Annotated in this window: 19 protein-coding genes and 1 tRNA gene; 6 read left to right on the top strand and 14 right to left on the bottom strand. The window is 62.8% G+C overall.

Features of this window, described 5'->3' with window-relative positions; genetic code table 11:
• Positions 1-58: 58 nt before the first annotated feature.
• The 4 genes from QTJ18_RS24905 to glf form a co-directional block, all read right to left on the bottom strand.
• Positions 59-475 (bottom strand): hypothetical protein, encoded by a 417-nt coding sequence (locus QTJ18_RS24905; RefSeq protein WP_252753846.1) that lies wholly within the window; start codon positions 473-475, stop codon positions 59-61.
• A 179-nt stretch (positions 476-654) separates the two neighbouring features.
• A complete protein-coding gene (locus tag QTJ18_RS24900) occupies positions 655-783 on the bottom strand; it encodes a hypothetical protein (RefSeq protein ID WP_289852127.1) in 129 nt (42 codons plus the stop codon).
• A 90-nt stretch (positions 784-873) separates the two neighbouring features.
• Positions 874-1,698, bottom strand: a complete 825-nt coding sequence (locus QTJ18_RS24895; RefSeq protein WP_252753845.1) for a manganese catalase family protein — start codon at positions 1,696-1,698, stop codon at positions 874-876.
• Positions 1,699-1,887: 189 nt separating this feature from the next.
• Positions 1,888-3,036 carry a UDP-galactopyranose mutase gene (gene glf / locus QTJ18_RS24890; RefSeq protein ID WP_252753844.1) on the bottom strand — a complete coding sequence of 383 codons (1,149 nt, stop codon included), beginning with the start codon at positions 3,034-3,036 and terminating at the stop codon, positions 1,888-1,890.
• A gap of 212 nt (positions 3,037-3,248) precedes the next feature.
• On the opposite strand from glf, the gene QTJ18_RS24885 reads away from it, so the two are divergent.
• Positions 3,249-4,496, top strand: a complete 1,248-nt coding sequence (locus tag QTJ18_RS24885; protein ID WP_252753843.1) for an NAD(P)/FAD-dependent oxidoreductase — start codon at positions 3,249-3,251, stop codon at positions 4,494-4,496.
• Positions 4,497-4,586: 90 nt separating this feature from the next.
• On the opposite strand, the gene QTJ18_RS24880 is transcribed toward QTJ18_RS24885, so the two are convergent.
• From QTJ18_RS24880 to rirA, 3 genes are all read right to left on the bottom strand, one after another.
• A complete protein-coding gene (locus QTJ18_RS24880; protein WP_252753842.1) occupies positions 4,587-5,279 on the bottom strand; it encodes a TetR/AcrR family transcriptional regulator in 693 nt (230 codons plus the stop codon).
• A 474-nt stretch (positions 5,280-5,753) separates the two neighbouring features.
• Positions 5,754-6,803, bottom strand: coding sequence for an AbrB family transcriptional regulator (locus QTJ18_RS24875; protein WP_301557800.1), 1,050 nt, complete (start codon positions 6,801-6,803; stop codon positions 5,754-5,756).
• Positions 6,804-6,981: 178 nt separating this feature from the next.
• Positions 6,982-7,449, bottom strand: coding sequence for an iron-responsive transcriptional regulator RirA (gene rirA, locus QTJ18_RS24870; protein ID WP_252753840.1), 468 nt, complete (start codon positions 7,447-7,449; stop codon positions 6,982-6,984).
• Positions 7,450-7,636: 187 nt separating this feature from the next.
• Between rirA and QTJ18_RS24865 the strand changes: the two genes are divergently transcribed.
• Positions 7,637-8,665 (top strand): Fe(3+) ABC transporter substrate-binding protein, encoded by a 1,029-nt coding sequence (locus QTJ18_RS24865; RefSeq protein WP_252753839.1) that lies wholly within the window; start codon positions 7,637-7,639, stop codon positions 8,663-8,665.
• Positions 8,666-8,743: 78 nt separating this feature from the next.
• On the opposite strand, the gene QTJ18_RS24860 is transcribed toward QTJ18_RS24865, so the two are convergent.
• Entirely contained in the window at positions 8,744-10,240 is a 1,497-nt protein-coding gene (locus tag QTJ18_RS24860; RefSeq protein ID WP_252753838.1) for a CoA-acylating methylmalonate-semialdehyde dehydrogenase, read from the bottom strand.
• A 162-nt stretch (positions 10,241-10,402) separates the two neighbouring features.
• Here QTJ18_RS24860 and QTJ18_RS24855 point away from each other — a divergent pair, with 162 nt between their 5' ends.
• Complete coding sequence (locus QTJ18_RS24855) at positions 10,403-11,284, top strand: LysR family transcriptional regulator (RefSeq protein WP_252753837.1); 882 nt, start codon at positions 10,403-10,405, stop codon at positions 11,282-11,284.
• A gap of 12 nt (positions 11,285-11,296) precedes the next feature.
• Here QTJ18_RS24855 and QTJ18_RS24850 read toward each other — a convergent pair whose 3' ends face one another.
• The 3 genes from QTJ18_RS24850 to QTJ18_RS24840 form a co-directional block, all read right to left on the bottom strand.
• Entirely contained in the window at positions 11,297-12,850 is a 1,554-nt protein-coding gene (locus QTJ18_RS24850; RefSeq protein ID WP_252753836.1) for a bifunctional aminoglycoside phosphotransferase/ATP-binding protein, read from the bottom strand.
• A 191-nt stretch (positions 12,851-13,041) separates the two neighbouring features.
• Positions 13,042-13,118 (bottom strand) — tRNA-His (locus QTJ18_RS24845).
• Positions 13,119-13,262: 144 nt separating this feature from the next.
• Positions 13,263-13,709, bottom strand: a complete 447-nt coding sequence (locus QTJ18_RS24840; protein WP_252753835.1) for a phasin — start codon at positions 13,707-13,709, stop codon at positions 13,263-13,265.
• A gap of 287 nt (positions 13,710-13,996) precedes the next feature.
• On the opposite strand from QTJ18_RS24840, the gene QTJ18_RS24835 reads away from it, so the two are divergent.
• From QTJ18_RS24835 to QTJ18_RS24825, 3 genes are all read left to right on the top strand, one after another.
• Complete coding sequence (locus QTJ18_RS24835) at positions 13,997-18,265, top strand: ATP-binding protein (protein WP_252753834.1); 4,269 nt, start codon at positions 13,997-13,999, stop codon at positions 18,263-18,265.
• 110 nt (positions 18,266-18,375) lie between these two features.
• Positions 18,376-19,980, top strand: coding sequence for an ABC transporter permease (locus QTJ18_RS24830; protein ID WP_252753833.1), 1,605 nt, complete (start codon positions 18,376-18,378; stop codon positions 19,978-19,980).
• A gap of 514 nt (positions 19,981-20,494) precedes the next feature.
• Positions 20,495-22,390 (top strand): AsmA family protein, encoded by a 1,896-nt coding sequence (locus QTJ18_RS24825; protein WP_252753832.1) that lies wholly within the window; start codon positions 20,495-20,497, stop codon positions 22,388-22,390.
• Positions 22,391-22,512: 122 nt separating this feature from the next.
• Here QTJ18_RS24825 and QTJ18_RS24820 read toward each other — a convergent pair whose 3' ends face one another.
• From QTJ18_RS24820 to QTJ18_RS24810, 3 genes are read right to left on the bottom strand one after another with little or no spacing between them, the layout of a single operon-like run.
• Positions 22,513-23,331, bottom strand: a complete 819-nt coding sequence (locus QTJ18_RS24820) for an ABC transporter permease (protein ID WP_252753831.1) — start codon at positions 23,329-23,331, stop codon at positions 22,513-22,515.
• Between the two features lie 6 nt (positions 23,332-23,337).
• Entirely contained in the window at positions 23,338-24,249 is a 912-nt protein-coding gene (locus QTJ18_RS24815; protein ID WP_252753830.1) for an ABC transporter permease subunit, read from the bottom strand.
• A gap of 12 nt (positions 24,250-24,261) precedes the next feature.
• Entirely contained in the window at positions 24,262-25,488 is a 1,227-nt protein-coding gene (locus QTJ18_RS24810; protein WP_252753829.1) for an ABC transporter ATP-binding protein, read from the bottom strand.
• Positions 25,489-25,516 lie beyond the last annotated feature (28 nt).

Here is a 25,516-nt window from a genome sequence, read left to right as displayed (position 1 = left end):
GCCCGCATCGTTTGCTTTCGCTGCGCGGCAGCCTGAGTGACCCGTTTCCTCTCTTTCTTTATCTCAGCCAGTAGCCCAGCGCGAGCGCCAGGATGACGGCCAAGGCGACGAGTGCCGGAACCAGCGCCGGCAGGCTCGGACGTTTGGTGCGCGTCCCCTTGGCCGGCTGCATGGCCGTGTCGAAATTCCGCGATGTCAGCTGTTCGTTTCCGGGCGTTCTCGGCTGGCTGGCGCGGGCCATGGCAATCTCCTCCGGCGTCGGAGGCGCGCCACCCGCTTCGGCATCGGTTTCCATGGGAGCGGCAGCCGGATCGATGCCGGGGCGCTTATCACCCGTCAGACCCTGCTGGATATCGCCCCGCACTTGTGACGCGGTCGGATGCGAAGCAGTCGGGTGTGGGCCGGAAGCCGGTGAAGGTGCCGGAGAAGTGGCCGGCGATGTGGCGGGGATTGCGTTCGGATCCGTGCTGCTCATGATCGCCTTGTCCTCTGATTCTCTTGACAACCGGCGGCCGCAGCAAAGGTTCCCGTGCCTTGGCAGGCCCCTTTCCGCCTTTTTGACATAGGAGAACGTGCGCTCGCCGATCCGCTTCCGCAGAGCCTTTCCGCAGGCTGTGGTGCAACCGTCGGATCCGCCCGTTCGCTGCAAGACCGTCAGTTGGTGATCGCATGTGGCGAAGGCTGTCCGGCCTCCTGATCGGATTGCGTGAAAGGCCGCGATCCGAAGATGACGACTGCCACCACCAGGGCCAGAACGGCCGCCAAAATCCATGTCTTCTTCATTATTGTTACTCCGTTGCGCCGGTCGCAGAAGCAGGCGCCGATCGCGGTGCGGGCGGGAAAGCCGGAAACCGGCCTCCCCGCCCGCAAAGCTCACATCTGTTCGGACTGCGCGCCGCTATTGGGCTTGGCAGGACCGAGATTGGGCTTTTCGCCTAGAGGCTTCATCGGCGCCGAAGAGAACTTGCCCTTGCCGTCGATGGACTGGCCTTCGGACCAGCGACCGGCGATCGGATCGGTGCCATCCTCCTGGAAGCCGAGGAAGGCATAGGAGAAGTCGGTATTTTCCTGCTCCTGCGGGAAGCTGTTGGGAATGGGGAAGACCCCCGTCTGGCCGCCGAGCTCTTCCAGCGCTGCCAGCCACTGGTTCTGGTGCATGGTGTCGCGGGCGATCAGGTACGACAGCATTTCCTTCATGCCCGGATCATTGGTGAGGTTGTAGAGGCGGACGGCAAGCGTACGTCCCGTGGATTCGGCCGCCACATTGGCGGTCATGTCGGCGGCGATATTACCGCTGGCATAGATATGCGACATGTCGAAGGGAACACCATCGCTATCGACCGGCATGGCCGACAGACCGGCGGACAGGATATTCTTCATGTTGATGCCGCCCAGCACCATGCTGGAGACGGGATCCTTGGAAACGGCTTCCTTTTCCGAAAGCGGCGCGCCTTCGAGGTTGAGCGCCACGGCCGTGGCCAGCATCTCGATGTGGCCGAGTTCCTCCGCCGCGGTGTTCATCAGAAGATCGCGGAACTTGGTATTGCCCCGTGCGCCGCAGGCCTGGAAGAAATACTGCATGGCGACACGGATCTCGCCCTCGACACCGCCGATCGCCTGCTGAAGCGCACGCGCAAACAGCGGATCGGGCTTTTCCACCCGGACCGGAAATTGGAGCTTGCCATCGGTGTAAAACATTACTCTCTCCTTCATGTTGGACCGGGCACCCAACAAGAGCATTGGAGAGAAGTTCCGCTACTGTACGCAAGCCGACGCGAAACACGCCGGCGCTCTGGCGCTTTCAACGCAAAGGCCGGATCAATCCGGATCCGGCTATCGTCCGATGCCGGACCGACGGCCGCCGGGCCGCTCACGATGAAGGGTGGATCAATCCTTCAGACGCGGCGACACCTCGGTCTCGAAACTCTTCAAGGCGGCGCCAATCGCCTGGTGCATGTCGAGATAGCGATAGGTGCCGAGGCGCCCGCCGAAGATGATATCCGTCTCCTGTTCCGCCAGCGCGCGATAAGCAAGATAGGTGCGTTTGTCTTCGGCCGTATCGATCGGATAATAGGGCTCGTCGGCACGGGTGGCAAAGCGCGAGAATTCCCGTACGATCACGGTCTTTTCCTTCTGGTAGTCGCGCTCCGGATTGAAATGCCGGAATTCGAGGATGCGCGTATAGGGCACGCTCTCGTCGGCGTAGTTCATCACGGCCGTGCCCTGGAAATCGCCGACATTCACGACCTCCTCCTCGAAATCGATCGTGCGCCATTTCAACTCACCGGCGCGATAATCGAAATAGCGGTCGATCGGGCCGGTATAGACGACCGGCTTGCCGGCCGGGATCTCTCCGCGAACGGTGAAATAATCCGTGTTGAGGCGCACATCGATCAAGGGATTGTCCAGCATACGTTCGAAGATCGCCGTATAGCCATCGACCGGCAGGCCCTCATAGGGGTCGTTGAAATAGCGATTGTCGAAGTTGTAGCGCACAGGCAGGCGGGTAATGATGGATTCCGGCAGCTCGCGCGGATCCGTCTGCCATTGCTTGGCGGTATAACCGCGGATGAAGGCCTCATAGAGCGGCCGGCCGATCAGCGAGATCGCCTTCTCCTCGAGATTTTGCGGCAGGCGATCGCCCAGTTCGCTCGCCTGTTGCGCCACCAGCGCACGCGCTTCGTCCGGGCTCATCCGCTTGCCGAAGAACTGGCAGATCGTGCCGAGATTGATCGGCATCGAATAGACCTGGTCGCGATAGCTGGTGAAGACGCGGTGGCGGTAATCGGTAAAGGCGGTGAAGCGGTTCAGATACTCCCAGACCACCCTGTTGGGCGTATGGAAGAGATGGGCGCCGTATTTATGGACCTCGATGCCGGTTGCCGGGTCGTTTTCGCTATAGGCATTGCCGCCGATATGGCGTCGCCGATCCAGGATGAGCACGCGCTTGCCGCGCTCATTGGCCACGCGCTCGGCAATGGTGGCGCCGAAAAAACCGGCGCCGACGATAATCAGGTCGTAATCTGCAAAGCTCACCGCGCGTATTCCCCCTGGACGGCTGCATCTTCGATGAAAGGGCCGCAGCCCCCTATCATCCATATCTGGTATATGGCCGCTAACTGACGCAAAGCTTGTGATCGCACTCGAGCGCCCAAGATTTTTCGTTTGCAGCAGAACCGCCCCCGGCGCATGGTCCCTGAAAGAGTCGATGTTCAAACGTTCCTGTTCGGAAGGGTCAAAGGCAAGACATGTCAGCGGATGCAATCGTTCTGGGAGCCGGCATTATCGGTGTATCGACGGCCGTTCATCTGGCGCAGAGGGGCAAATCGGTGGTGCTGGTGGACCGCCGCGGGCCGGGCGAGGAGACCTCCTTCGGCAATGCCGGCCTCATCCAGCGCGAAGGCGTCGTTCCTTACGCCTTTCCCCAGCAGATCGGCATGATCCTGCGCTACGCGCTCAACAACCGGATCGATGCGCATTATCACCTGGCCGCCCTGCCCGCCGTGGCGAAATTCCTCAGCCGCTATTGGTGGAATTCCAATATCCGCCGCCATCAGGTCATCGCGCGGTCCTATGCGCCGCTGATCGAACAGTCGATCGCCGAGCATGACAAACTGATCACCGCTGCCGATGCCGGCCATCTGATCCGCAAGGACGGCTGGACGCAGGCCTTCCGCACGCAGGCCAAGCTTGACGCCGAAGTTCGCGAGGCGGAGCGGCTGAAGCGGGAATACAAGCTGGATTTCAACGTGCTGGACCGTAAGGGCCTCGCGCAACAGGAGCCGCATCTCTCCTCCGATTTCGTCGGCGCCCTGACCTGGACGGATCCCTGGTCGGTAACCGATCCGCATGGCTTGACGCTCGCCTATGTGGCGCTTTTCGAGAAGCTTGGCGGCCGCTTCATCCGCGGCGACGCCACGACCCTCAGACAGACGGCAAGCGGCTGGTCCGTCTCGACCGATGAGGGCGTAGTGGAAGGCAAGGACGCAGTGGTGGCCCTCGGTCCCTGGTCCGATACGGTGACAAAGCCGCTCGGCTACCAGTTCCTCGTCGGCGTCAAGCGTGGCTACCACATGCATTATGCCAGCCGCGACAATGCGGTGCTGAACGGCTGGACGATGGATGCCGAACGCGGCTATTTCCTCGCCCCGATGCGCCAGGGCATTCGCCTGACGACGGGCGCCGAATTTGCCCTGCGGGATGCGCCGATGACGCCGGTCCAGCTTGGCCGCGCGGAAGCCGTGGCACGCACCATGTTCCCGCTCGGCGAGCGGCTCGACAGGCAAGCCTGGATGGGTGCGCGCCCCTGCACGCCGGACATGATGCCGGTGATCGGCAAGGCGCCCCGGCACAATGGCCTCTGGTTCGCCTTCGGCCACGCCCATCACGGCCTGACGCTCGGCCCCGTGACGGGACGCGCCATCGCCGAAATGATCGATGGCGAAACGCCCTTCCTCGACATGTCGCCCTACCGGCCGGAGCGGTTCCGGATCTAGGGTCCAGCAAACGCGCGAGGGCAGGTTATCCGAGCCAGATGCCTTGCCTTCGCATCGGCAACGGGCCGGTTGCAAGCGGCTTCAGCGGCCTCAACCCACTTTGCGCCTGCCCGGCTGGTGATCCACGTCCGGGATGTAATAGCTCAGCTGCAAGCCGATGAAGGATTTGAAATCCTTCAGCAGGGCCTTCCCTTCCTCCGGCGAGACCTTGAGAATCAGACGCACCAGGCTGATGGTGAGATGACACATCATGAAGACCGTGCGGCCATATTGCGGCCGAAGGCTTTCCGCGATGAACCCCTCCGTGGCGCTGCTGAATTCTTCGGCCACCTCCCGCGCGGCCGTGACATCCATGTCGGAAAGCATCTTGTCGGCCTGCGCGGCATTGATGAGATCCTGCACCGCCGGATTGTTGCTGACGAAGAACATGTAGAGATCGACCAGCCCCCCGGCGGCCGGCGCAATGTCTTCCGTCGAGCGGATGTTCTGCAGCGCCTGGGACAAAAGCTGCTTCACCTGTTTGACATAGCTGTCGTGAAGTGTCGCAACGATGGCGGACTTATTGGGAAAATACTGGTAGACAGAAGCGATCGGCCCGCCGGACAGGCTGGCGATTTCCTTCATCGTCACCGCATCGATCCCTTTCTTGCCGATGAGATCCATGGCCACCTTCAGGATCTCGTCGATGCGTTCGCGGCTACGGTCCTGCTTCGGAATTCTCCGAAGAGAAAACCGAGACGCCCCCGTCTTGGCTTCCGTCGTCTTGTTGATCAAACCATCCATGCCCATTCCCCTAAACTACCCCATGACATGACGGCGGGAAGACCCGATCGGATCACTCCCATCGTCATCCTGCATCTCATTTTTCAGACAAGACCTCTGCCGACGGCGTGATCGGCCATCGCGATGCGTCCCATCATTCTTCAGCAAGCAGACCCCCGCCTGACATTGGCCGCACGCAAACCGCCACCCTGATGACCATCCACAGGACACCAAACCGCCACTGAAACGTTTCAGTCGACGGCGTCCGCCACAAACATCGCAAGTGGAGAATTCGACACCTGTTTTAGTAAAACCGACATTGAACAAGCAGATCGTCGTATGGAAGCCATTTCATAACTATGGATTCGTTCGATTTATCTCATTCCTGACGGCACTGTGAATCAGACATGGAATTCAATACAATGCCTTCTTTCAATACTTCATGTTCTACGTGCGTTCAACTACTTGTCGTCAAACAGTCCAAAGAATTGAATATTACTTTTTGCTGATGAAAAGTGAGGGAAATCGGTCGGACAGCAGCATAGGCATGACAAATGACAAGAATACCAGGCGCAGGATGTGATGCGTGCCGACATAGGCAGGATCTGCCGGGAGAATCACTGCCATGGCCGACATGGTCTCCAGTCCGCCGGGCGCAAAGGCGATGAAGGCGGCGGCCAGGGGAATATCGAGACCGATCGAGACGATTGCGGCCACCGCGCCCGATATGGCGCAGACCACGGCGGTCGCCGAAAGGCCCGCCAGCGTGGAACGCCGCAGATCCCGGCCCGTGACGCCGGAAAAGCGCGTGCCGATCAGGCATCCGAGGATGACATAGACCGGCACCTGCAGCCAGAAGGGGATCACGCCTTCCACCAGACCGGTGAGATGGGCAAGGCTCGAGACGAGCATGCCGCCCACCAAGAGCGCGGCCGGCACCCGCAGGCGCTGCAGGGCAAGACCGAGCGCCAGGGCGGGCAGCGCCATGGCCAGGAGAGCGAGGGGGCCGGCAGAGAGCGGAGCGGCCAGAGTTGAGGGCGGGGTTAGCCCGTAGAGTTCGACGACGATCGGAACGAGGAGGGTCAGCGCCAGCAGGCGCACGCTCTGAATGACGCTGACGGCGGCCAGATCGCTCCGCGTCCCGGCGGCAAGGCTCAAGACATAGCTCAGATGACCGGGGCAGGCCGCCAGCAGAGCGGTCAACCGGTCATAGCCGAAGACCCGCCGCAGGAAACCTGAGGCGGTGAGAAGCAGGATCGCCGACATGGCGAACAAAGCGACAAAGCTCAGGGGCCATTGCGCGGTCGCCGCAAGCACATCCGGCGTGATGGTCGAGCCCATGGACAGGCCGACGGCGAGGAAGGCGGCATTGCGAAGCGACGGCGGAACCGCGATCCGGATGCCGCACAGGCAGGCCAGTGTGGCGAGCGCTGCCGGCCCGACCAGATAGGGCGCCGGCATTTGCAGGGCTGCGGCGAGCGCCGCGCCGATGGCGCCAAGGACAAGAGTGACGAGAACAGGCAGAACGGGGGACAAGAACGGCATTGCACCAGACGGCAGAAGCGGCGGCGGCCGGATATCCCGCGGGGGATGACGTCAAAAAGCCGGCCTTGCGCGCCGCAATCGCTCGGTCGGGCTTCCTCGGGCCGGAGAGCGCCGCAGCGGCTCCGGGCCGGCTTCCCTGCCCTGCCTTACTGAGGAAGGGCGTACGGGCGCGGTGCCCTCAGGCGGTGGCGGCGATTTTGCGCGGCGGCAGATCGTCGAGACCAAGCAGGAAGTTGATCTGGGGGCGTGCCTTGACCAGGTCGTCGATGGAATATTCCGTCAGCACCTGGAAGAAGGCGTTGAGCGCGCGGCGGAGGGCGGCATTGAGTCCGCAGCTGTCGACCAGAGGACACTCGACCGCGCCATCCTCGAAACATTCCGCCATGGCAAAACTGTCTTCGGTGACCTTCACGACGTCGAAGAGGCTGATCTTCTCGGCGCTGCGTCCCAGGCGCACGCCGCCATTGCGGCCGCGTACGGTTTCCACCAGACCAGCCTTGGTCAGGGGCTGCAGGATCTTGAACAGAAACAGCTCCGACACCCCGTAGGCTCTCGCGATTTCCGGGATCCGGCTCAGATTGCCGTCATTGGCGGCGCAATACATCAACATGCGCACGGCATAGTTGGTCTGTTTCGTTAGACGCATAATGGTCTCCCCGCGATTTCCTACCAACCATATAAGCCGTTCGCCAGTTTTGAACAATTCCAAAATATGAAAATATGCTTGAGACTATCCACTTTTCACGGCGCTGTGAATTGACGTGGTGGGGCTTTGATGACTTTTTCCATCCAGATAAGTTCACGTTTGGGGGGGCCCTTTGATGATTGATCGCATGAAGACGTTTCTGGCAGCCGGTGTGGCGCTTGGTTTGAGCAGTGGCTGGGCCATGGCCGATGGCGAAGTGAACATCTATTCCTACCGGCAGCCGGAGCTCATCCAGCCCCTGCTGGATGCCTTCACCACCAAGACCGGGATCGAAACCAACGTTCTCTTCCTGGACAAGGGTCTGGTGGAGCGCATCAAGGCGGAAGGCGTGAACTCGCCCGCCGATGTCATCCTGACCGTCGATATCCAGCGCCTCACCGAGGCGAAGGACGGCGATGTGGTGCAGGCCGTGACGAATAACGAGACGATCAACAAGGACATTCCTGCCGCCTTCCGCGATCCGGAGGGCGAGTGGTTCGGCCTGACGACGCGCGGACGCGTGGTCTATGCGTCCAAGGATCGCGTGCAGCAGAACGAGATCACCTATGAGGACCTGTCCGACCCGAAGTGGAAGGGAAAGATCTGCATTCGGGACGGCCAGCACTCTTACAATATTGCTCTGTTCGCCTCGATGGTGGCGCATCACGGCGCCGAATACACCGAAAAATGGCTGACGGGCCTGAAGAACAATCTGGCGCGCAAGCCTGACGGCAATGACCGCAGCCAGGCCAAATCGATCATGGCCGGCGAATGCGACATCGCGCTCGGCAATACCTATTATGTCGGCCTGATGATGACCAATGAGAAGGAGCCGGAGCAGAAGGACTGGGCGAAGGCGATCAAGATCCTCTTCCCCAATGCGGCCGACCGCGGCACGCATGTCAATATTTCCGGCATGGCGCTCGCCAAGAACGCGCCGAACAAGGACAATGCCCTGAAGCTGATGGAGTTTCTGGCCTCGGGCGAAGCGCAGAAGATCTATGCCGAGCAGGTGTTCGAATATCCGGTCATGCCGGGCGCCGAACCTTCCGACATCGTCAAGTCCTTCGGGGCGATCAAGCCGGACGCGCTGCCGCTGATCGACATCGCAAAGAACCGCAAGACCGCCTCCGAACTGGTCGACAAGGTCGGCTTCAACGAAGGCCCAACCCAGTAAGCGACCAGTAAGGGACCCGGATCGGGTGAGGAAAAGGGCGCCGCATCGGGCGCCCTTTTTTATGGTCGAAGCTCCGGCTTATTTCATCACCGGCATCACGAATTCCGCACCGTCTTTGATGCCGGACGGCCAGCGGCTGGTGACCGTCTTGGTGCGCGTCCAGAAGCGGATGGAATCGGTCCCGTGCTGGTTGAGATCGCCGAAGGAGGAGGATTTCCAGCCGCCGAACGAGTGGTAGGCCAGCGGCACCGGAATCGGCACATTGACACCAACCATGCCGATATTGATGCGGCTTGCAAAATCGCGCGCCGCATCGCCGTCGCGGGTGAAGATGGCAACGCCATTGCCGTATTCATGCTTCATTGGCAGGTCGAGGGCTTCCTCGTAATTCTTCGCCCGCACGACCGAGAGAACCGGACCGAAGATTTCGGTCTTGTAGATATCCATCTCCGGCGTCACATGATCGAAGAGGCAGCCGCCGATGAAATGGCCGTTCTCATAGCCCTGCAGCTTGAAATCGCGCCCATCCACCACCAGTTCGGCGCCCTGCTCGACACCGCTGTTGATGAGGCCGAGGATCTTCTCGCGGGCTTCCTTGGTGACCACCGGGCCCATATCGGCCTTGTCGTCCGTATAGGGGCCGATGCGCAGGCTTTCGACCATGGGCGTCAGCTTTTCGACCAGGCGATTGGCGGTCTCCTCTCCCACCGGAACGGCTACCGAAATGGCCATGCAGCGCTCGCCGGCGGATCCGTAACCGGCGCCCATCAGGGCATTGGCGGCCTGATCGAGATCGGCATCCGGCATGATGATCATGTGGTTCTTCGCGCCGCCGAAGCACTGGGCGCGCTTGCCGTTCATGGCGGCGGTGCCATAGACATAGCGGGCGATCGGCGTCGAGCCGACGAAAGAGACGGCGGAAATGTCCGGGTGGGTGAGAATGCCGTCGACGGCGGCCTTGTCGCCATTGACAACGTTGAGCACGCCGGCCGGCAGGCCCGCTTCGATCATCAGTTCGGCCAGCCGGATCGGCACCGAGGGGTCACGCTCTGAGGGCTTCAGGATGAAGGCATTGCCACAGGCAATGGCCGGCGCGAACATCCACATCGGGATCATGGCCGGGAAATTGAAGGGCGTGATGCCCGCACCAATGCCCACCGGCTGGCGCATGGAATACATGTCGATATTGGGACCGGCGCCTTCGGTGAATTCGCTCTTCGACAGATGCGGGATGCCAATGACGAATTCGCAGACTTCCAGGCCCCGCACGATATCGCCCTTGGCGTCCTCGATCGTTTTGCCGTGCTCGCGCGACAGGGTTTCGGCCAGGCTGTCCATATTGTCGTTCAGAAGCTGGACGAATTTCATGAAGACCCGGGCGCGGCGCTGCGGATTGGTTCCCGCCCATTTGACCTGCGCTGCCTTGGCGCTTTCCACCGCGGCATTCAGCTCTTCGGCGCTCGCCAGGGCGACCTCTCCCTGCACGTCCCCGGTTGCCGGATTGTAGATGCCCTGCTTGCGGCCGGACGTTCCGGGCACGTGCTTGCCGTCAATATAATGGCCGATTTGATACATGGGTTTCCTCCTGGATGATTGTGGCGGCAGTATGCGCTTTCATTTGCACAAGACAACAGGATGATTTACGCATCCGTTGTGCAAAAATCGACCTACCCCTGGCTGGCCGCGGCTGTTCGCGACCGCCGAACCGCCCCTGCCGCCCTTGCGAGGATTGAACGGATGGACTGGGACAATGTCCGCATTTTTCTCGCCGTCGCCCGCGAGGGGCAGTTGCTTTCGGCCTCGCGGCGGCTCGGATTGAACCATGCGACACTCGGCCGCCGCATCAATGCGCTGGAGGATTCGCTGCGCACGCGGCTGTTGATCCGCAAGCCGAGCGGCTGCGAACTGACCGCCGAGGGCCATGCCTTTCTGGAGACGGCGGAGCGGATGGAGGCGGAAATGCTGCTGGCCCAGGCGCGAACGGGCCAGCTGAACGCGCCGATCGATGGAACCGTGCGCATTGGCGCGCCGGATGGTTTCGGCGTGGCCTTTTTGGCAAGCCGGCTTGGCCAGCTGACGCAACGCCATCCGCATCTGCGCATCCAGCTCGTGCCCGTCCCGCGTTCCTTTTCGCTCTCGCAGCGTGAGGCCGACATGGCGATCACGGTGGAGCGGCCGAGCCAGGGGCGGCTCGTCTCGGCCAAGCTGACCGATTACACGCTGGGGCTCTACGCATCGCAAGCCTATCTCGATCGACACGGGGAACCGGAGACTGTGGAGGAGCTGCGCCAGCATCCGCGCATCGGCTATGTCGATGACCTGATCTTTTCCCCGCAACTGAATTTTACCGGCGAAGTCATGCGTGACTGGGATGCGGGCTTCGAGATTTCCAGCGCCATAGGCCAGACAGAGGCGGTGCGCTCCGCTGCGGGGATCGGCATTCTGCACGATTATATCGCCCGGCAGGTGCCGGAGCTCGTGCGCATCCTGCCCGAGATCAGCATTCGCCGCGCCTATTGGACGAGCTATCACGAAAGCCTTCGAGACCTCGCCCGCATCAGGACCGTGGCGGGCTTTCTGCAGGAAATCGTGGCCGCGGCCAAACCCATCTTCGTGTGAGCGGCTCGTGGCTCAGGCGCGCAATGCGGCCGAGACGAGCGCCTCGAGCGGCTGGTCGGCAGATATCGTTTGCCAGTCAGTGACATCCGGCCGGCGCTCCAGCTGCCTGGCCAGCACATCGAGCGTGGCATCGGAGACCCCCGGCGCTCGCTTGTCGACCCGGCTGCGCAGGAGCGCCGCATCCGCATCCAGCCAGATCCCGGTAAACTGCGCCCCGGCAGTGGTAGTGGCAGTGGCAGTGGCAGTGTCGGCGGCGGCGCGCATGCGGCTGCGATCCTCCGGTCTGTCGAACACCGCATCGGCCACTACCGAGACGCCCTGCGACAGAAGCGTTGCGGCGCGCTCGGCCATGCCCTCATAGACCTTTGCGGAAATCTCGGCGCGATAGGCGGCCTGCGGCAGGCGCGTTTCCGCCGGCACACCGAAAAGAGCCTTGCGCAGCCGGTCGCTTTCCAGAAGCCGGGCACCGGGCGGCAGACCGATTTCCGGCGCCAGATGATCCGCCAGCGTGCTCTTGCCCGAACCGCTGAGACCGCCGATCGCCACCAGCCGCGCGGGCCGTGGCTGGAACAGGCTTTCCGCCAGGCGGAAATAGGAGCGCGCTTCCGCCACCAGATCCGGCGAGCGCTGCGCAGCCTCGCTCACCTGCGTGGCCACGACATGAGCGCGCACCGAGGCACGCAATGCCAGGAAGAAGGGAAGCAGACGGAGTCCACTGTCTTTCAGGTCGCTCTCGCCCCCGGCATCGTCGAAATAGCGGTTCATCACCAGATTGGCGAGGAAGGGAAACCCGCGATGCCAGAGATCCATGAGCAGGAAGGCCAGATCGTACAGCACATCGGTGGTCGCGAGACTGGCATTGAACTCGATGCAATCGAAGAGCCGCGGCTCGCCTCCCAGAAGGCAGATATTGCGCAGATGCAGGTCGCCGTGACATCGCCGGACGCGTCCGAGGGCGGCGCGCCGGTCGAGAAGACTGGCAAGCCGCTCCAGCTCGGTCTCGAAGCCGGCCGTCAGCCGATCCGCCTCGTCGGCGGTGAAGACGTCGCTTGTGGCAAAGCCGGCGCGGTTGATCGCCAGAACCGCCCTCACCCGGTTTGCGCCATCCTGATCGGCGATGACGGGTGCCTGATGATGGGCGCGGGCAATCATTCTGGCCGTCTGCGTCATCAGCGCCGGGGTCAGTTTCCCCGCACCGGCCATGCGGTCGAACAGAAGATCCTGATCGAACCGCACCATTTCCACCAGCGCATCGACAAGCTCTCCCTCGCCATCCAGGCAGAGCTGGCCGTCGGTCGCGCGGACGATCCGGCGCACCCGGAGATAGAGGCCGGGCGCCGTCGCCGAATTCATCAAAAGCTCCGCCTCGCAGGCCGCAAGGCGAAGATCAGGCGTGGAGAAATCGACATAAGGCAGCTTCACCGCCCGCTTCATCTTGAAGGCCCGCGAACCGGCCAGAGCGATGAGCGAGATATGCGTCTCGATAAGGGTGACGGGGCCAGACTGACCGAGATTGGCCGACCGGGCAAGAAAATCGCGTGTGTCTCGTTGATCATCCACGATCATGCCATGCCCTCCGCCTGTCTCTGCTATCCATGCGAAGAGAATCTAGGGACTATCCGACGGACCAGCTTTGATTTTGCGCAAGTCGGGATAAGCGAGCGCCATATCCAGGCCAATGGCGCGGGGGGCAATCTCAAAGAAAGGATTGCGGCTGCCTCGGCTGTCAGAACATGCAAAATGAAGGAAAGGAAAAATGGTACGGTTGGGGGGTCTCGAACCTCCGACCTCAGGTGCCACAAACCTGCGCTCTAACCAACTGAGCTACAACCGCATACCATCGGGTCGACCTGTGCCGACCGCGTCTGGGGCGTGACATAGAAGCATTGCATGCGTTTTGCAAGCCCCGAGTTTGGCGAGAATACAGAAAAGGCCGGGAAAAAATCCCCGGCCTCGACCGTTCATCGCTTGCGCGAAATCAGGCAGGTTTGAAGGTGGTCATTGCCTTTTCGGCAGCTTCGCGGCCCGGCTTGGAGACGTCTTCTGCAACCTTGCGCGCAGCTTCCTGCATAGCCTTGGCCTGCTCGACCGTGGTCTCGGCCTGCTTGCGCACGAAGCCCGTCTGCAGTTCGATCAGTTCCGCCACCGACTTCACGCCGAGCAGGGCTTCCATGTGCGACAGCGACAGATCGGCATTGATGCGCATGGCGTCGATGGCCTTGAGGCCGAGCTCGACGGTGCCGGCCTGGGCCGTCTGCATCGTGGCTTCCATGGTCTTGGAGGCTTCTTCAGCCGCCGTCTTCATCTTGGCGAAAGCATCGCGCGACTGGGCAGCGCCCTTTTCGGCAAATTCACGCAGGCCGTCGGACATCCGCGCCGGATCGAAAGCGGAGAACGAGAATACGTCGTCAGTTCTGTATGCCATTGTCATCACCCTTTATAGGTCGGAGTGGGTTTGCGATCCCGCCCGCTGGGAGGACCGATATGCATGCAGGCCGTGAGCGATCAGCGACCGTATGAGGATCTATATAGCGCATTTTATTGTGCGTTGCAATATCATTGTGCAGTGCAGCATAAAAATTTTGGCGGTTAACCCTGTTGCTCAAAACCAATGGCCGGGCTGTGGACCGGAAGGGGGCTTCGAAGTTACTAACAATGTGTTAATCTGCTGTCAGCGCCCGGTTAGAAGACGGCATCCATGCAAGGCCCGCCATGTCCTCTGTGCAGTATCCATTTATCGACCTCGCCGTTCACGAGCGGATCCGCAGCCATTTCGCTGCGGGCAAGGCGCTCGTGCTGTTTTCGGCCGACATGGCAGAGATTCTCTGGGCCAATGGCCGCGGTGCCCGGCTGTTCGGCCGCGCCTCGATCTATGATCTGATCGAGCATGGCGCCGATCGCGGCAATCTGACATTCCGACAGGCTTTGTCGACGGCGCGCGGCCTTACCGCAGTGGGCGATAGCCGCAGCTTCATCATGCGCATGACCGAGGGTTTTGAGCGCGTTGCCGTAACAGCAGTCTGCGAGCGGATCGGCCTGCCGGATGGCGAGGCGATCCTGCTTGCCGCCCCGGCACAGGCTTCCGAGACGGATATCGCTGCCTGCTCCCGCCAGATGCTGGAAGGGTTCGACGACCCGCAGACCCATATTGCCGTTTTGGATGGCGAGGGCGCGGTCATTTCCGCCTCGCAAGGCTTTGCCGCCCTTCAATTGACGCCGCAGACCTTGCGCATGCTGGTGAACCTTGCCGGCGGCGAGCGCGACCGGCTCGTCAAGCGACCTGTGCCGACGGCATCGGGCTATCTTCCCGGCGCCATCGCCCGATTGTCGGACCAGCCGGCGCTCAACCTCGTCTTTCTCGTGCAGCCGGAGCCGGGAACCGCAGCCGCTCCGCCCTCTGCCAATCAGGGCCCCGAAGTGCCGGCTGTCGCGGCAGGGGCACCCGTCCCGGACGCAGAGGCCGTTTTGCCCGATGCCGGTCCGGATGATGGCTTTACCGAGGCGCTGCAGGCAATCTCCGCCATAGATGAAATGGATGACGGGCTTTTCGAGGAAGCGGCCCTTCCCGAGCCGCCGCTGGACGCCGCGGATGCGGCTCTGCCAAGTCATACCGATGCGGGTGGGTCGACCGGCCCGACCGCGCAAAGCACCGAGATATCGACGCCTGACGCCCCTGTTGCGGCGACCGGCCAGGATCCGGCGACCAAGGACGCGGTCTCCTCTGCCGAACTTGCCCCCATCTTTGCCGAGCCAGAGGTTTCGGGGCCAGAGGATTCCGGGCCAGAGATTTCCGAGCCGGAGCTTTCCGGGCCGGAGCTTTCCGAACGCGAGCATGGCGACCGGGATGGCGAGCAGAATTCCGTCGAACCGGATGTCGCGCAACCGGCTATGGAGGCGCAGCCGCGTGCCGCCGCGCCTTCCTTCCGTCCGGACATGCGGGCGACACGCTTTGTCTGGAAGATCGATGCCGAAGGCCGTTTCCGCGAGATTTCGCCGGAACTTGCGGCCGCTGTCGGGCCACATGCCGCGGAAGTGGTGGGCCTGGCCTTTACCGATGTGGCGGCGCTGTTCAATCTCGATCCGGAAGGCAAGCTGTCCGAGCTTCTCGGCCGGCGCGATACCTGGTCCGGCAAGACGATCCGCTGGCCCATCGAGGGCACATCGCTGGTGGTGCCGATCGATCTGGCCGCCTTGCCAACCTATACGCGCAATCGTGATTTCGACGGCTTTCGCGGTTTCGGCATTATCCGCATGGCGGATCTGCAGGAGGATCCCCACGCCGTCGGGCTGACACTGGTTGCCGGCGAGGTGGTGGAGGATGTCTTCAATGACGAGGATCTGCCAGCCGCAGAGCCTGAGGCGCCGCAGGCAGAACCCGCCGTGCCGGAGACAGAGGATGAGGAGACGGCCGCTGCGTCTTCCGCCCCCGACGAGGCCACGGCTCTTGCCTTCCCAGGGCAGAGCGAAGACAGAGAGCCGAGCGAAACTGGCTTTGCGGCGCAGACGGCCGAAGCCCTGCCGCCTTCTTCGTTGACCGAAGAGGAAGCGCCCGGCCCTGCCGAGGAAGCGCCTGGTTCCGGCGAAATCGACGCCGTCACCGCCGAGGAGGACGTTGCAGCCGAGGAGGACTTTACTGCCGAGGAGGACGTCGAGGCCGAAACGGACGTCGAAGCTCCGGCAGCCTATCCGCCCTTCCATCTGCCGGAAGATGCCGAAGCCGATCTTCCGGATGAGACTGCGCTCTCGGACGTCTCCGATGCCAGCCCTTCCCCGTCGGAGGAAGACGACCTGCCCGACGACCTGACGCAAGGTGCCGTCGAAACCGCAGAGGAAGACGAAGAACAGGACGCGGACGAAGAGACGGATCCGACCGCGCCCGCTGATGCGCCGCGCCATGCAGAGCCTTTGGTGGAAAAGCCTGCCCTGCGCATCGTCACATCGCCGGGGCGTCGCCATTCCGACAAGGTGGTGCGCCTCGAGGAACGCCGCAACCAGCAGATCGATCAGCTTTCGCCGTCGGAACAGGCCAATTTCCGCGAGATCGCCCGCCGGCTCGATGCGTTCCGGCAGGGCCTCGACGCCACGCCCGCCGATAAGGTTGCCGATAAGGCCGCCGCCGAGGCCGCCGCAGACCAGGACACCGGCCGCCCGGCAAATGCCGATCGCGATGATGCCGTGCCCGCTGATGGGACGGCAGAGGAAATGACGAGGGCGGCTGGCGCGGCAGACGAGCCGGACAGCGCCGGCGAAGCCGTGACGCCCGCCGTGGTCGACGAGGCCGATGCAACCCCCGCACACGCCGCGGAGGCAGGCGGCGAGATGGGCGGCGAGACAGGCGAGGAAGCGGCCGGCGAGACCGGCGAGGAAGCGGGCAAGGAGGACACGGGCAAGGAGGACACGGGCGGTGAGGCGGACGAGCCTTTCTCGATCGAGCAAGCCTATGCCGAAGCCATCCCGCTTCGGCCGCGGCCGCAGCTCTCGCCCCATAACATCGACCAGATGCCCGTGGCGCTTCTGGTGCATGCCGGCGATCGGCTGATGCACGCCAATCCGGAATTCCTGCGGCTGACCGGTTATGACACGCTCGACGCCCTGGTGGCGGTCGGCGGGCTCGATGCCCTGCTGCAGCGGCAGGATCTGGAAGACAAAACGGCCAATGCCGGCGGCATGGTGCTGGTGCGAGCCGACGATGCCGTCATTCCCGTGACGGCGCGGCTGCAATCGGTTCGCTGGGACGGCGCGACCGCCCTGATCCTGGCACTGATGCCGGCCGGAGACCCGCCTTCGGAGGACAGCGAGCCGCCCTTCGATGTCGAGGCGGCCGAGAAGCACAAGGCACAGCAGGCCGACGAGGTTTCGCGGCTGATGGTCGAGGTGGATGAGCTGAGGGCCATTCTGGACACGGCGACCGATGGCGTTGTCATTCTCGGTTCGGATGGCGATATCCGCTCGATGAACCGTGCCGCGAGCGCCCTGTTCAACTATGATAGCGACGAGACGACCGGAAAACCCTTCGTCATGCTGTTTGCGCATGAGAGCCAGAAGCTGGTGATGGACTATCTGGCAAGCCTGACCGGCCATGGCGTCGCCAGCCTGTTGAACGATGGGCGCGACGTGATCGGCCGCGAGGCCTCGGGTGGTTTCGTGCCGCTGTTCATGACGATCGGCCATCTCACCTCGTCGAGCGGCTATTGCGCGGTGATCCGCGACATCACCCAGTGGAAGCGGACCGAAGAGGAGCTGCGCAGTGCCAAGCGCGCCGCCGAGACGGCGAGCGCCCACAAGACGGAATTCCTGGCGCATGTGAGCCACGAGATCCGCACCCCGCTCAACGCCATCATCGGCTTTGCCGATATGATGGCGACCGAACGGCTTGGCCCTGTCGGCCATCCCCGTTACGTCGAATATGCCAATGATATCGGCCGCTCGGGGCGGCATGTTCTGGATATCGTCAACGACCTGCTCGATATTTCGAAGATCGAAGCCGGCGAGATGGATCTCGATTTTGCCTCTGTCGGGCTGAACGAAACCGTGGCGGAGGCCGTGTCTCTGGTGCAGCCGCAGGCCAATGGCCAGCGCGTCATCATCCGCACGGCCCTGTCGCAATCCGTGCCCCCGGTCGTGGCCGATCTCCGGTCGATCAAGCAGATCGTCCTCAATATCCTTTCCAATGCCATCCGTTTCACGCCGTCGGGCGGCCAGATCGTCGTCTCCACCGCCTATGAAGCCAATGGCAGCGTGGTACTGCGGGTCCGCGATACGGGCATTGGGATGACGCGGGCGGAGCTGGATATGGCGATGAAGCCCTTCCGGCAGGTGGCGGGCGCCGGGCGCAAACGCGGTGACGGCACCGGCCTCGGCCTGCCGCTGACCAAGGCCATGGTGGATGCCAATCGGGCGACGTTCTCCATCCACTCGGCCCCGAACGAGGGAACGCTGGTGGAGATCACCTTTCCCTCGCCCCGCGTGCTTGCAAACTGAGGCCAGTGCGATAAAGCGGCTGTGATGTCTCGGCAAACGAGAGGATTCCGGCATTGCCGCTTGCCCGTCCGCACCCTGGGCGCCCCGTGCGCCAGGAGATCCGCCCCCTGATGATCGCCTCGGTCATGGTCGCCGCCATTGCCGCAATGCCGGTCTGCGCTGTCTTCGTCATCGCACTGACCGGCGGCACCGGCGATCTGCAGCACATCGTCGCCACTGTCCTGCCGCGCGCCAGCCTCCGAACCCTGCTGCTGGTCATCATGACGGGGCTTTGCACCTGCCTGTTCGGCATCGTCACCGCCTGGCTGGTCACCTCCTTCCGCTTTCCCCTGCGCCGGCTGCTCTCGGTGGCCCTGGTTCTGCCGCTTGCCATTCCCTCCTATATCGGCGCCTATACATTCGTGGAGTTTCTGGATTTCACCGGCCCGGTGCAGAGCCTGTATCGCAGCCTGCTCGGCTTCCAATCCGCGCGCGATTACTGGTTTTTCGATGTCCGCTCGCTCGGCGGAGCGGTGCTGATCATGGCCTCGGTCCTTTACCCATATGTCTATCTCGCCTGCCGCTCGAGCTTTCTGATGCAGGGGCGAACGGCCGGCGACGTGGCCCGCACGCTGGGCTCCGGGCCGCTGCGCACCATGCTGCGCGTGCAATTGCCCATGGCGCGGCCGGCCATTGTCATCGGCCTGACGCTGGTGACGATGGAAACGCTGAATGACATCGGCGCGGTCGAATATCTCGGCGTCAACACGCTGACCTTCTCGATCTACGATACCTGGCTCAATCGCGGCAGCCTGCCGGGTGCCGCACAGCTCGCTCTGGTTCTTCTGGGCTTTGTTGCGGTGCTGATGGCGATCGAGCGTCTGGCCCGAAGGCGGCAACGCTTTTCCGCCAGCCGGACGACAGGCCTGGTGCATGACCAGTTGCGCCCGAGGCTGAAAGGCCCCGCCGCCTGGCTTGCCCTCCTGGCCTGCGCGCTGCCCGTGGCGCTCGGCTTCCTGCTGCCTTTCCTGATGCTGGTCAGCTATGCGCTCCGACGGCTGGACCTGATTTACGATCCACGCCTGATCAAGGCTCTGGTGAACAGCGTGACCGTCTCCGGCGCCGCAGCGCTGGCCACTGTCGTCATCGGCTTCTTGCTTGCCTATGCGGCGCGGACCGAGACTCAGCGGCTGGCGGGAGCCGCGGGACGCCTGGCCTCGCTCGGCTATGGCATGCCGGGCACGGTTCTCGCCATCGGCGTCCTGATCCCGCTGGCGCATTTCGACAATGCCCTGGATGGCGTGATGCGCAGCCATTTCGGCCTCTCGACCGGCCTTCTTTTGTCCGGCACCGGCTTTGCCATTTTCTACGCCTGCACGGTGCGGTTCCTGACCATGGCGGAGGGCACGGTGGAGGCTGGCTTCCAGAAGCTATCGCCGCATCTCGACATGGCGGCCAGAACGCTTGGCCGCAACCGGCTGCAGACCCTGATCGGCGTGCTGCTGCCGAACATGCGCCCGGCCCTCTTGACCGCCGGCCTCTTCGTCTTCGTCGAAAGCATGAAGGAACTCTCCGCAACCATTCTGCTGCGCCCCTTCAACTTCAACACCTTGGCCACGCTGATCTATGAGGATGCCTCGCGGGCGCAAATCGAAAACGCCTCCATAGCCTCGCTGATCGTCGTTCTGGTCGGCCTCGTGCCAGTCATCCTGGTCTCCCGCTCGCTGGAGCGCTGATCCGAACCATTAGGTCTCTGCGCCTTCGACCGGCGCTGACGCGGCCCGCCTTGACGCGATGCGGCGCGCAAAAAAGAAGGCAGCCGAAGCTGCCTTTACAAGTCATGCTGATAGTTGTCCGGATGGGGGTCCGTGAAACTCGGGCAGCGTGTGCCCTTTCGCTTCGGTCCTATCCTCTCGTCCAACATTTAAGAATGCGTTAAAATGTGACACCTACTCACGTGAACTTGCACCTGTCGCGCGAAAAAAGCTGAAAATCTTCAATTCGTTATCGGCAAGGATCGGATGATGTTGCTGATGAAGACCTGCCGGGCGTTCCCGGCAGTCAGGGCGGCGACCTGTCCCATTTCGCGACAGGAGGGGCGTGGCCCGCTTGCGCCATGGTCCGGCTTCAGAATCGGCACGCGGCGTGCGGCCGGCCGCCGGTTATTTGCATGCGCGGAACAATTCCTTTAACGAGATCGCGCAGCAGGTGCCGGCCGGCACATGGCGAGACATCACGGCGCAACCACACATGACGACATTTCGACTTGGCAGAAACGTCATTCGCCCTGCGCTTGTGGGCGCAGCCGTTCTTCTCGTGCTGATCCTGTCCTTCCGCGTGATCGCCCCGGTCCTCATCTCCTCCGCCCTCGTGCGCGATCAGATGGAATCGGCGGTCGAGGCCTGGCTGGGGCATGACGTGGTGATCGACGGAACACCGCAATTGCAGTTCTGGCCGCGGCCGCTCATCACCATGCCGGATCTCACCATCCGCCAGGAAGATCGCGATGGCGCCGAAGTCCTGGGACAGGTGGCGTCGCTCTCCGCCCGGTTCAGCCTTCTCGACGCTTTATGGGGCGCGCCGACCTTCCGCGATTTCACGCTCACCGGCCCGGACATCACCATCAGGCTGAATGCCGAGGGCCGCTTCAACTGGAGCAGCAACGGCCTGCTGGGCCTGGCGGTGCATCGTGCTGCGGCCGACGAACCGCTGACGCCGGACGAAACCGCCACCGTGATCGGCGACGTCACCATCCTCGATGGGCGGCTTCATCTCTACGACCAGAGCGACCACGCGCTTCTCCTGGAAGCGGTGAATGGCAGCCTGATCTGGCCGACGCTCGGATCGGCCGCGCAGGTGAAGATCAGTGCGCAGGTGAAGGGGCAGACGGTCAATCTCGACCTGTCGTCGCCACAGCCGATGCAGCTCCTCGGCGGGCGCACCGCCTCGCTGACCGCCGGGGTAAGCTCCGCCCTGCTCTCCGGCAGCTTCGACGGCACGGCCGATCTCGCCACCTACGCCTTCTTCTCCGGTGCGCTCAGCCTGACAATCCCCAAATTCGATGCCCTGACCCGCTGGACATCTATACCCGTTCATACCGCGGATCGCTTGACCGACCTGTCGCTGACCGCACAGCTGGCGACCATGGGCAATGTCCTGCGGTTCGACACGCTGAAGGTGAAGGCGAACGGCACGCAGGGCCATGGCGTCATGGACCTGGTCATGGCCAGCGGCGATGCCCCGCCCCGGGTGACCGGAACGCTCGCCTTCGACAGGCTCGACCTGTGGACGCTGGTCACGGCGCTCTGCGAGGATCTGCGCGAGCCCGAGGGCCAGGCCAGCGAAGCCATGGCCGCGGCCGCACGGCACGATCGGCAGCTGGGCCTTGATGTCCGCTTTTCCGCCAGCGAGGCGCGGCTCGGCAGTCTTTCGCTCAGCAATGCCGCCGTGAGCGTGCTGTCCGGGCCGGAGCGGACACAGATCGAGATCCTCGACAGCGATCTTCTCACCGGATCGCTGACGGCGCAGTTGCAGATGCAGTCGCCGCCGCAGAAGACCCTATCCTCCCCCGCCGGCCAGCCGAGATCGGATGCGGAGACGGTGCGCGGCTTGTCGAGCAAGGTCCGGCTATCGGTACGCGGCGTCAATCTTGCAAGCCTTGCCGGCCCGCTCGGCCTCACCGGGCCGACGATCGATGCCCCCGCCTCTCTCGACCTTGCTTTGTCCACGCAAGGCCTGATCATCGATCCTTTGGGCCAGGACATCGCCGGCACCGTAAAGCTGACGGCGAGTGGCGGGGAGATCCGCAACCTCGATCTGGCGCAGATTCGATCGCTTTCCGCGAACGGCACCTATTTCTCCCTCGATGAGGCGAGTGGCGACAATACGGTCTTCGATACGCTCACGCTCGAGGCGAAGATCGCGGCCGGCAGCGCCGAATTGCAGACGGCCGATCTGGAAAGCGCGGATCAGAGGCTGAGCCTCTCCGGTGTCATCGCCTATCTCTCGCGCAGCCTGGCTTTGTCCGCCCGGCTATCCGACCCGAGCAATGCGCAACCGCCGCTCGACCTCTTTATCGGCGGCGCCTGGCCCAATCCCGTCATATGGCCGGTGACGCCCGAGAGCCCGTCATCCGGCAGACCGTGATGATGGCGATCATTGGGCGAGACCCGGCACGCCGGGCCGCCGGCGCTTGATCTGCTTGAGGCCGGCTCTGCTTGAGGCCGGCACAGTCTCGCGTCGCAGCGATTGCCGATCCGAAGAGATTTTCAGCCGCCGGCCCGGGCGGCTTCGTGCTCATCCGCAATCCGCCGTATCTCGGCCCGCTTGGTCCCGATCGAGGCAATGATCACGCCAAGGGTGACGACGCCGATCAGGATGGTGCAGATGGCATTGATCTCCGGCGTCACACCGAGCCGCACCTGCGAATAGATCTTGATCGGCAGCGTGGTGGCGCCCGGCCCTGTCGTGAAGCTGGCGATCACCAGATCATCCAGCGACAAAGTGAAGGCCAGCATCCAGCCCGAGACGATCGCCGGCAGGATGAGCGGCAGGGTGATCCTGAAGAAGGTCTTGACGGGCGGGCAGCCGAGATCCAGCGCCGCCTCTTCCAGGCTCCTGTCGAATGTCATCAGCCGGGACTGCACGATGATGGCGACATAGCACATTGTAAAGGTGGTATGGGCAATGGTCACCGTCCAGAAGCCGCGATCGATGTTCATCGCCACGAACAGCAGCAGCAGAGACAGACCAGTGATGACTTCCGGCATCACCAGCGGCGCATAGATCATGCCGGTAAAGGCCAGACGGCCGGGAAACCGCGGATAGCGGGTCAGCGCCAGAGCCGCCAGGGTGCCGAGGATCGTGCCCATCGATGCGCTGAGAAAGCCGACCCGCGCCGTGACCCAGGCGGCATCCATCAGCCCTTCGTTCGACCACATGACGCGATACCATTCCAGCGAGAAGCCGCCCCAGACCGTGACAAGGCGGGAGGCGTTGAAGGAATAGACGATCAGGATCACGATCGGCAGGTAGAGAAAGGCAAAGCAGAGCGTCAGGATTGTGCTGTCGAAGCGGGAGGATTTCATGCTTTGTCACCCCGCCTTCTGCTGCTGGTTCTGGAAGATGACGATGGGGATGACCAGCGCCAGCAGGAGCAGAACGGCAACGGCAGAGGCCAGCGGCCAATCCCGGTTGCCGAAGAATTCGGTCCACAGCGTCTTGCCGATCATCAGGGTCTCGGCGCCGCCCAGAAGATCCGGAATGACGAACTCGCCGGTGATCGGAATGAAGCAGATCATCGAGCCGGCAATCACGCCCGGCAGCGAGAGCGGAAAGGTGATCTTCCAGAAGGCCTTCCAGGGCGGGCAGCCAAGATCGCTCGCCGCTTCGAGGAGCGTATTGTCCATTTTCTCCAGGGCAGCATAGAGCGGCAGAACCATGAAGGGCAGGTAGGAATAGACGATGCCGATGAAGACGGCATAATCGGTCCGGAAGATCTGCACCTGCTGGTCCGGCCCCATCAAGCCGACCGCCTGCAGCAACACCGTCAACAGGCCTTCGGGCTTCAGGATGCCGATCCAGGCATAGACGCGGATCAGGAAGGAGGTCCAGAAGGGCAGGATGACCATCATCAGCAGGGTCGGCCGCAGGGTGCCGGGCGCCCGTGCCATGGCCAGCGCCATGGGATAGCCGATCAGCAAGAGCAGCAGGGTCGAGATGAAGGCAATGCGCAAGGACGACAGATAGGCATTGATGTAGAGCGGATCCTCGGTGAGGAAGCTGTAATTCTCGACATCGAGCTGCGAGAGAAAATCGCCGATCGATCCCACGCCGTCAAAGGTCGGCACATAAGGCGGCATGGCAATGGCCGTGTCCGACAGCGAGATCTTCAGGATGATGAAAAACGGGGCGGCAAAGAAGAGCAGCAGCCACAGATAAGGGATTGCCACCACCAGCCAGCGCCAGGGTCCTGCCTGCGGGATCGTCGCTCCGGTTTCGGCCATGCCCGCCCCTCCTCAGTGCGTCAAGACAAGGCCCGCATCGCGGGCCCAGCTCAACCAGACCATATCGCCGAAGGTGATCGGCCGATCGACCAGCCGGGAAATATTGGCTTGCGCGGCGCGCAGGATGCGGCCATCGGCCAGCTTTACCAGAAACACCGAAAAATCGCCGAGATAGCCGATATCCCAGACCTCGCCATAGGCGCAGTTGACCTTCGTCTCGGCTGGCGCATCGAGCGAGATGCGGACCTTTTCCGGCCGGATGGCAAAGGCGACCCTGTCACCCTTGCCGGCGGCGCAATCCTGCTCGACGGCAATGGCAAGGCCGTCGCTTTCCAGCCGCAGCACCGGTGGCGCACCGGCCCTGGCAGAGGAAACGTCCGTCTGGGCTAATGGGGTATCCGCAGGCGTGGCACGAGAGGGCCCGGCATTTGCGGGGGTGACATCGGTCAGCGCGCATTCCATGATGTTGATGTCGCCGATGAACTCCGCCACATAGCGGCTATTCGGCGCCTCGTAGATTTCGGCCGGCGTTGCCACCTGCTGGACGACGCCCTTGTCCATAACCGCAATCCGGTCCGACACCGTCATCGCCTCCTCCTGGTCGTGAGTCACGATCAGGAAGGTCAGGCCAAGCGTATGCTGGATATCCATCAGCTCGAACTGCGTCTCCTCCCGCAGCTTGCGGTCCAGCGCGCCGAGCGGTTCGTCCAGCAACAGCACTTTCGGGCGCTTGGCCAGGGACCGCGCCAGGGCGACACGCTGCCGCTGGCCGCCGGACAGCTGGGCGGGCTTGCGCCGGGCAAAGCTCTCCAGCTTCACGAGACGCAGCATTTCCTCCACCCGCGTCCGGATCTCCTGCTTTGCGAGCCCGTCCTGCTCCAGACCGAAAGCGATGTTCTTCTCCACCGTCATATGCGGAAACAGGGCATAGCTCTGGAACATCATATTGGTCGGCCGCTTATAGGGCGGCGTGCCGGACAGGTCCTGCCCCTGCAGGAGAATGCGGCCTTCGCTCGGTTGCTCGAAGCCGGCGAGCATGCGCATCAGCGTGGTCTTGCCGCAGCCGGAGGGGCCGAGCAGCGAGAAGAATTCGCGCTCGTAAATATCGAGGTTGAGATTGTTGACGGCAACGAAATCACCATAGCGTTTGGTGATGTTCTCGAAACGGATGAACGGCGTTGCGGAGGGATCCGTCCAGGGTGAAAACCTGCGTTTTACCGGCCCGAGAGATTTTGCCATGCACGCCCCCGCTTGTCGTTGCAGCGAT

Source organism: Rhizobium sp. SSA_523 (assembly GCF_030435705.1).
GTDB lineage: Bacteria > Pseudomonadota > Alphaproteobacteria > Rhizobiales > Rhizobiaceae > Neorhizobium.
The sequence above is the reverse complement of the archived record's forward strand: the minus strand, read 5'-3'. Positions and strand labels throughout refer to the sequence as shown.

Bases quoted from the DNA above. Each gene is read 5' to 3' on its own strand.
- QTJ18_RS24905 (WP_252753846.1), bottom strand. From the start codon at position 475: ATGAGCAGCACGGATCCGAACGCAATCCCCGCCACATCGCCGGCCACT.
- QTJ18_RS24900 (WP_289852127.1), bottom strand. From the start codon at position 783: ATGAAGAAGACATGGATTTTGGCGGCCGTTCTGGCCCTGGTGGTGGCA.
- QTJ18_RS24895 (WP_252753845.1), bottom strand. From the start codon at position 1,698: ATGTTTTACACCGATGGCAAGCTCCAATTTCCGGTCCGGGTGGAAAAG.
- QTJ18_RS24885 (WP_252753843.1), top strand. From the start codon at position 3,249: ATGTCAGCGGATGCAATCGTTCTGGGAGCCGGCATTATCGGTGTATCG.
- QTJ18_RS24880 (WP_252753842.1), bottom strand. From the start codon at position 5,279: ATGGATGGTTTGATCAACAAGACGACGGAAGCCAAGACGGGGGCGTCT.
- QTJ18_RS24875 (WP_301557800.1), bottom strand. From the start codon at position 6,803: ATGCCGTTCTTGTCCCCCGTTCTGCCTGTTCTCGTCACTCTTGTCCTT.
- rirA (WP_252753840.1), bottom strand. From the start codon at position 7,449: ATGCGTCTAACGAAACAGACCAACTATGCCGTGCGCATGTTGATGTAT.
- QTJ18_RS24865 (WP_252753839.1), top strand. From the start codon at position 7,637: ATGAAGACGTTTCTGGCAGCCGGTGTGGCGCTTGGTTTGAGCAGTGGC.
- QTJ18_RS24860 (WP_252753838.1), bottom strand. From the start codon at position 10,240: ATGTATCAAATCGGCCATTATATTGACGGCAAGCACGTGCCCGGAACG.
- QTJ18_RS24855 (WP_252753837.1), top strand. From the start codon at position 10,403: ATGGACTGGGACAATGTCCGCATTTTTCTCGCCGTCGCCCGCGAGGGG.
- QTJ18_RS24850 (WP_252753836.1), bottom strand. From the start codon at position 12,850: ATGATCGTGGATGATCAACGAGACACACGCGATTTTCTTGCCCGGTCG.
- QTJ18_RS24840 (WP_252753835.1), bottom strand. From the start codon at position 13,709: ATGGCATACAGAACTGACGACGTATTCTCGTTCTCCGCTTTCGATCCG.
- QTJ18_RS24835 (WP_252753834.1), top strand. From the start codon at position 13,997: ATGTCCTCTGTGCAGTATCCATTTATCGACCTCGCCGTTCACGAGCGG.
- QTJ18_RS24830 (WP_252753833.1), top strand. From the start codon at position 18,376: ATGATCGCCTCGGTCATGGTCGCCGCCATTGCCGCAATGCCGGTCTGC.
- QTJ18_RS24825 (WP_252753832.1), top strand. From the start codon at position 20,495: ATGACGACATTTCGACTTGGCAGAAACGTCATTCGCCCTGCGCTTGTG.
- QTJ18_RS24820 (WP_252753831.1), bottom strand. From the start codon at position 23,331: ATGAAATCCTCCCGCTTCGACAGCACAATCCTGACGCTCTGCTTTGCC.
- QTJ18_RS24815 (WP_252753830.1), bottom strand. From the start codon at position 24,249: ATGGCCGAAACCGGAGCGACGATCCCGCAGGCAGGACCCTGGCGCTGG.
- QTJ18_RS24810 (WP_252753829.1), bottom strand. From the start codon at position 25,488: ATGGCAAAATCTCTCGGGCCGGTAAAACGCAGGTTTTCACCCTGGACG.